The sequence below is a fragment of the Mixta sp. genome (assembly GCF_024610815.1).
In the GTDB taxonomy this organism is placed as follows: Bacteria; Pseudomonadota; Gammaproteobacteria; order Enterobacterales; family Enterobacteriaceae; genus Mixta; species Mixta calida.
This window is the reverse complement of record NZ_JANION010000049.1, coordinates 1-6,655: the sequence shown is the minus strand read 5'-3', so window position 1 is coordinate 6,655 and position 6,655 is coordinate 1. Positions and strand designations below refer to the sequence as shown.

The window sequence follows — 6,655 nt, the reverse complement described above, 5'->3', positions numbered from 1 at the left end:
ATTCAGGAAAGCTGATATGGACAGGCGATATATCTTTTTTAATACTGGAATCGGCTTTTGGTCCCTGGCATTGGTAACCAGCTTTTCCTCTTTCAACTGGACAGGGATATTTGGCCTGCTGGCGGCAGGTTCGTTTTTACTTTATGCATTGCAATGGAAGGTATCGAAAATGTTCAAAAAACCCGTTAAACCCGTAGATACAGAAACCGTTCAAACTATGGCGCCGGTTGAAAAAACGCTTCCGCAGCCGGAAGAAAAAATCAGCAATACCGTTATTGCCCGTGAGGTCTGCTTTGAAGGCAATATTACGGCTGTCGGCCAGGTTTACGTCTATGGCGAAGTTAAAGGCAACATTACCGCCAGCGAGGGGATAGTAAAAGTCATGCGCAACGGCCTGGTGCATGGCGATATCAACTGCCATGAGCTGCTTGCCGACGGCAATATTCAGGGCGAATGCAAAGCGGAATCGATAGAGATTGGCGAGCATGCCCATGTTCGCGGCACGCTGAATTATGCCACGCTATCGGTGAAAAAAGGCGGTCTGTTTGTCGGTAATGCCGAAACCACCAGAGCGCCTGAGCGTGCCGCTAACGTGATCGGCATTGCGCCCGCGCCTGCCATTTCCGATAAGGAATTACCCCCTACGCAGAAAAAAAGCAAAGCCAGCCACGCCTGAACCGCTATGCGGCAGCGCAATGAGCGTTAAAAAAAGCCTGAACGCCAGCGATGACGTTCAGGCTTTCGTCAGTTAACGGCGCCAGGCCGTATAGCGATTATCAGAAATCGTAACGCAGGCGCACCAGGTTCATATCACCCAGGTCGTCGCTGCTGGAGGTGAAGACGTGCTCATAATCGATACGGAAGCCGTAATCGAGCTGTAACGTCACGCCAACGCCGTTATCGATGCGCTGGTAATCGCGGCCGCTGGTATATTCCAGACGATCGCCCATCACGTAAGGCTGCACCGATTTCACCGCATAACGCTGCACCGGAATGGTGTAGCCAACGAAATATTCCACGCCCCACGCTTCATTAGCGAAGTAGTTATCGACGCTGCGTTTCTTGCTTGGCGAGAAGTTTTGATACCAGCCGCCGCCCAACGCCAGCGTCCAGTTGTCCGGCTTCCAGCTCAGCGAGGTGCCGACGATATTCTGATCGTAACCTTTGCTGTCGCCGTTGCCTGGGTTGCGCATTTCAGCACGGGTGTAGTTCCATGCGGTGCCCCAGGTCAGATCCGGCGTCAAATGGTAATCCACGCCCAGCGAGCCACCGCCCTGACGCTTGTAGCGCAGGCCGTTGCCTGGCAGGTACTCAGTGTCTTCCAGTAGCCAGGAGGCGTAAAGATCGGCATCGCCGAAGCGATTTTTATACTTCAGCTGTTTACGCGCGCGGTAGGTGCCGTCGTAATCGCCGTTGATGCCGATATTTGACGCCTGGGCCAGCATATCGTAATCCCAGATATCCGTTTTGGCGCCGACGACGTCATAGTAAACGCTGTTCTGCTGACCAAAGGTTAGCTGGCCCCAGCGCTGACTTTTAAAGCCGGTGTAAAGCTGGCGGCGCGAAGTGTCGTGCGCGCCTTCGGCGTAGTGGTTATCCCAGTTGAACAGTGCCGGAATATTCACGCCCAGCTCGTAATAGCCCAGCCAGCTGATATCTTCGGTCAGATAATATTCCGCACCGAAGCGGAAACGCGTGCCGCCATCAAAGCCGTTGCGCTTATAAGAGCCGCGATCGCTGTCGCCGGTGATATTGTTGAACTGCGGACGGATGCTGCCGCCCACCGCAAACTTCAGACGGCTTAACGCATCGTCCGGTTGCGCATCTTGTTTAATCAGGGTAATTTCCGCCTGGCTGGCGAAAGGCAATGCAGCGAGCAGGCCAACGCCACAATAAAATGCAATAACGCGCTTAGAAAAATTCATTCTTTATCCTTAAACATCCTGACAGACCCGGCGCGATAAGGTCCATTACCCTCTCGCCAGTCAAAGTCCGCGTCCTTTACGGCGCGTAAATCGCACCCATAAAAAAACGGCTCCCGGAAGAGCCGTTATCGGTTAAATCAGCGACTTATTTAGCATTAATTTGCGCGTGCATCTCCTGAACGGAAATCACTTTCTCCGTCGGGTCGGCGTTCAGCGCCATGGCGGTCGCGAATCCGCCGTTCAGCGTGGTGTCGTAATGCACTTTATATTGCAGCGCGCTGCGGCGAATCACGCGTGAATCCTCAATCGCCTGGCGTCCGGCGGTGGTGTTGACGATGTAACTGTACTCACCGTTCTTGAGGCGATCCTGAATATGCGGACGACCTTCATGCACCTTGTTCACCAACCGCGGGTTAATGCCTGCCTCGCCCAGCACAACTGCGGTGCCGTGCGTCGCGTCCAGTTCAAAGCCGAACTTCAGCAGCTTAGCCGCCAGGTCGACGATGCGTTTCTTATCGCCTTCCCGCACTGACAGCAGCGCGCGGCCCTTTTTCTTCATATTGGACTGTGCGCCCAGCATCGCCTTGGCGAACGCCTCGGCAAAGGTGCGGCCGACGCCCATCACTTCACCCGTTGAGCGCATTTCCGGTCCAAGAATCGGGTCGACGCCAGGGAACTTGTTGAACGGCAGCACGACCTCTTTCACCGAGTAGTACGGCGGGATCACTTCTTCAGTAACGCCCTGCTCCACCAGCGTTTTGCCCGCCATCACGCGCGCGGCTACTTTCGCCAGCGGCACGCCGGTCGCTTTGGAGACGAAAGGCACGGTGCGCGCGGCGCGCGGGTTGACCTCAATCAGGTAAACCTCGTTATCCTTCACCGCAAACTGCACGTTCATCAGGCCGCGGACGCAGAGTTCGAACGCCAGCTTTTCTACCTGCTGACGCATCACGTTCTGAATATCCTGGCTCAGCGTGTAGGCAGGGAGCGAGCAGGCGGAGTCGCCGGAATGCACGCCAGCCTGTTCGATATGCTCCATGATGCCGCCGATCAGCACGCGTTCACCGTCGCAAATCGCGTCGACGTCCACTTCCACCGCATCGTCCAGGAAGCGATCCAGCAGCACCGGCGCATCGTTGGAGACGGAAACCGCGGTCTGGAAGTAGCGCTTCAGATCCTGCTCGTCGTAGACGATTTCCATTGCGCGGCCGCCCAGCACATAGGAAGGACGCACCACCAGCGGATAGCCGATTTCAGTCGCTTTCTGCACCGCCTGCTCCAGCGCCGTTACCGTGGCGTTGGCTGGCTGTTTCAGGCCGAGACGGTCAACCGCCTGCTGGAAGCGTTCGCGGTCTTCCGCGCGGTCGATGGCGTCAGGGCTGGTGCCGATAACCGGCACGCCTGCCGCTTCCAGCGCGCGCGCCAGCTTCAGCGGGGTCTGGCCGCCATACTGCACGATCACCCCTTTCGGCTGCTCGATGCGGACGATTTCCAGCACATCCTCCAGCGTCACCGGCTCGAAATAGAGACGGTCGGAGGTGTCGTAATCGGTGGAGACGGTTTCCGGGTTACAGTTGACCATAATGGTCTCGTAACCATCTTCGCGCAGCGCCAGCGCGGCGTGGACGCAGCAGTAGTCAAATTCGATGCCCTGGCCGATACGGTTTGGTCCGCCGCCCAACACCATGATTTTTTCGCGATCCTGATTCGGGTTCGCTTCGCACTCTTCTTCATAAGTAGAGTACATATAGGCGGTATCGGTGGAGAACTCGGCGGCGCAGGTGTCAACTCGCTTGTAGACCGGGTGCAGGTTGTACTGCTGGCGCAGCTTGCGCACTTCCGCTTCGCTGACGCCAGCCAGCTGCGCCAGACGCGCGTCGGCAAAGCCTTTGCGCTTCAGCGTGCGCAGGAAATCTGCGTTAAGGCCATTAACGCCTTCCTGCGCCACGCGCTCTTCCAGGCGCACCAGTTCTTCAATCTGCACCAGGAACCAGCGGTCGATATTGGTCAGGTTGAACACGCCATCCACCGACAGTCCGGCGCGGAATGCGTCGGCCACATACCAGATACGCTCGGCGCCTGCGTCTTTCAGCTCGCGGCGGATGCGGGTCAGCGCATCGGCGTCATCCAGATGGACTTTCGGATCGAAGCCGTTCGCGCCCACTTCCAGCCCGCGCAGCGCTTTCTGCATCGATTCCTGCAGCGTACGGCCAATCGCCATCACTTCGCCCACCGATTTCATCTGGGTGGTCAGGCGATCGTTGGCGCCGGCGAATTTCTCAAAGTTAAAGCGCGGAATTTTAGTGACGACGTAGTCGATTGACGGCTCGAACGAAGCCGGAGTCAGGCCGCCGGTGATGTCGTTCATCAGCTCATCGAGCGTATAGCCTACCGCCAGCTTCGCCGCGACTTTAGCGATCGGGAAGCCGGTGGCTTTGGAGGCCAGTGCGGAAGAACGCGATACGCGCGGGTTCATTTCGATAATGATCAGACGGCCATTTTTCGGGTTCACCGCGAACTGTACGTTGGAGCCGCCGGTTTCGACGCCGATTTCACGCAGCACCGCCATCGAGGCATTACGCATGACCTGATACTCTTTATCGGTCAGCGTCTGGGCTGGCGCAACGGTGATGGAGTCGCCGGTATGGATGCCCATCGGATCGAAGTTTTCGATCGAGCAGACGATGATGCAGTTGTCGTTCTTATCGCGCACCACCTCCATCTCATACTCTTTCCAGCCAATCAGCGACTCGTCAATCAGCAGCTCATTGGTCGGCGACAGATCCAGGCCGCGCTCGCAAATCTCTTCAAACTCTTCGCGGTTGTAAGCGATGCCGCCGCCGGTGCCGCCCATCGTAAAGGAAGGACGGATAATGCAGGGGAAGCCGACATCTGCAGCGACTTTCAGCGCCTCTTCCATATTGTGGGCGATGCCGGAGCGCGCGGTGTCCAGGCCGATCTTCTTCATCGCCTTATCGAAACGCTGGCGGTCTTCCGCTTTATCAATCGCGTCGGCGGTGGCGCCGATCATCGTCACGCCGAACTCCGCCAGCACACCCTGACGCTCCAGCTCCAGCGCGCAGTTCAGCGCCGTCTGGCCGCCCATGGTCGGCAGTACTGCGTCAGGGCGCTCTTTTTCGATGATTTTGCGGACCACTTCCCAGTGAATCGGCTCTATATAGGTGGCGTCCGCCATTTCCGGGTCGGTCATAATGGTCGCCGGGTTGGAGTTGACCAGAATGACGCGGTAACCCTCTTCACGCAGCGCCTTACACGCCTGCGCGCCAGAGTAGTCGAACTCGCACGCCTGGCCGATAACGATCGGACCGGCGCCCAGAATCAGGATGGATTTTATGTCGGTACGTTTTGGCATGGTTACTCTTCCTCTCCTGAAATGGATTACTGGCCGGCGCGGGCGGCTTCAATCAGTTCGATAAAGTGGTCGAACAGCGGAGCCGCATCGTGCGGGCCTGGGCTCGCTTCCGGGTGTCCCTGGAAGCTGAACGCCGGTTTGTCTGTGCGATGAATGCCCTGTACCGTCTGGTCAAACAGGGAAACGTGCGTCACGCGCAGGTTGGCGGGCAGGTCATTTTCATCAACGGCGAAACCGTGGTTCTGCGCGGTGATCATCACGGTGTTGTTATCAAGGTCTTTTACCGGATGGTTGCCGCCGTGATGGCCCAACTTCATTTTTACCGTTTTCGCGCCGCTGGCCAGCGCCAGCAGCTGATGGCCCAGGCAGATGCCGAAAACCGGAATATCGGTTTCCAGAAAACGCTGGATGGCGCGGATGGCGTAGTCGCACGGCTCCGGGTCGCCAGGGCCGTTCGACAGGAAGATGCCGTCCGGGTTGAGTTTCAGCACCTCTTTAGCCGGCGTTTGCGCCGGCACCACCGTCAGACGGCAGCCGCGATCCACCAGCATACGCAGGATATTGCGCTTCACGCCGTAATCGTAAGCGACCACGTGATAAGGCAGTTCAGCCTCCTCTTTCGCCGCCGGCAGTTCGCTTTCCAGCGTCCAGCTCCCTTGCAGCCAACTGTAGCTTTCACGCGTACAGACTTCTTTCGCCAGATCCATGCCTTTCAGGCCAGGGAACGCCTGCGCTTTTTGCAGCGCCAGCTGTGCATCCGGCGCGTCGCCCGCGATGATGCAGCCGTTCTGCGCGCCTTTTTCACGCAGCAGACGCGTCAGTTTGCGCGTGTCGATATCGGCGATAGCGACGATGTTATTGCGCTTCAGGTAAGCCGACAGACCTTCTTCGCTGCGGTAGTTGCTGGCGATCAGCGGCAGGTCACGAATAACGAGCCCTTGCGCATGTACCTGAGAGGATTCTTCATCAGCGGCATTGGCGCCGACATTACCAATATGGGGATAAGTGAGAGTGACAATCTGGCGGGAATAGGAGGGATCTGTGAGGATTTCTTGATAACCGGTCATTGAAGTATTGAAAACTACCTCTCCCACCGCCGATCCCGTCGCCCCAATGGCCCGACCGTGGAATTGGGTTCCGTCTTCCAGAACCAAAATCGCTGACTTATTCAAAACGTCCTCCAGGGAATAAACAGTCATAATATTTGCATATTAATTCAGAACGCATGGTCGAATCAATGCAAAAACCGCCTGACCGGTCGATTTTTGGCAAATTGCGCGCATTCTAATGATCGACCTGGGCATTGTCTACCCTGAAGGGCACTTTTTATTGCTTTTTTACCTGTCCCATATAAAAC

General features: G+C 56.9%; 4 protein-coding genes. 1 reads left to right on the top strand and 3 read right to left on the bottom strand.

Going from position 1 to position 6,655, the window contains the following annotated elements:
• Positions 1 to 217: 217 nt before the first annotated feature.
• Positions 218 to 676, top strand: a complete 459-nt coding sequence (locus tag MYY08_RS02935; protein WP_162287221.1) for a bactofilin family protein — start codon at positions 218 to 220, stop codon at positions 674 to 676.
• Positions 677 to 776: 100 nt separating this feature from the next.
• Here MYY08_RS02935 and MYY08_RS02930 read toward each other — a convergent pair whose 3' ends face one another.
• The 3 genes from MYY08_RS02930 to carA form a co-directional block, all read right to left on the bottom strand.
• Positions 777 to 1,925: a porin gene (locus MYY08_RS02930; protein ID WP_084970026.1), complete on the bottom strand. Its 1,149-nt coding sequence runs from the start codon at positions 1,923 to 1,925 to the stop codon at positions 777 to 779.
• 145 nt (positions 1,926 to 2,070) lie between these two features.
• Positions 2,071 to 5,298, bottom strand: coding sequence for a carbamoyl-phosphate synthase large subunit (gene carB / locus MYY08_RS02925; protein WP_038628354.1), 3,228 nt, complete (start codon positions 5,296 to 5,298; stop codon positions 2,071 to 2,073).
• Positions 5,299 to 5,324: 26 nt separating this feature from the next.
• Positions 5,325 to 6,470 (bottom strand): glutamine-hydrolyzing carbamoyl-phosphate synthase small subunit, encoded by a 1,146-nt coding sequence (gene carA / locus MYY08_RS02920; RefSeq protein ID WP_353738456.1) that lies wholly within the window; start codon positions 6,468 to 6,470, stop codon positions 5,325 to 5,327.
• Between the last annotated feature and the right edge of the window lie 185 nt (positions 6,471 to 6,655).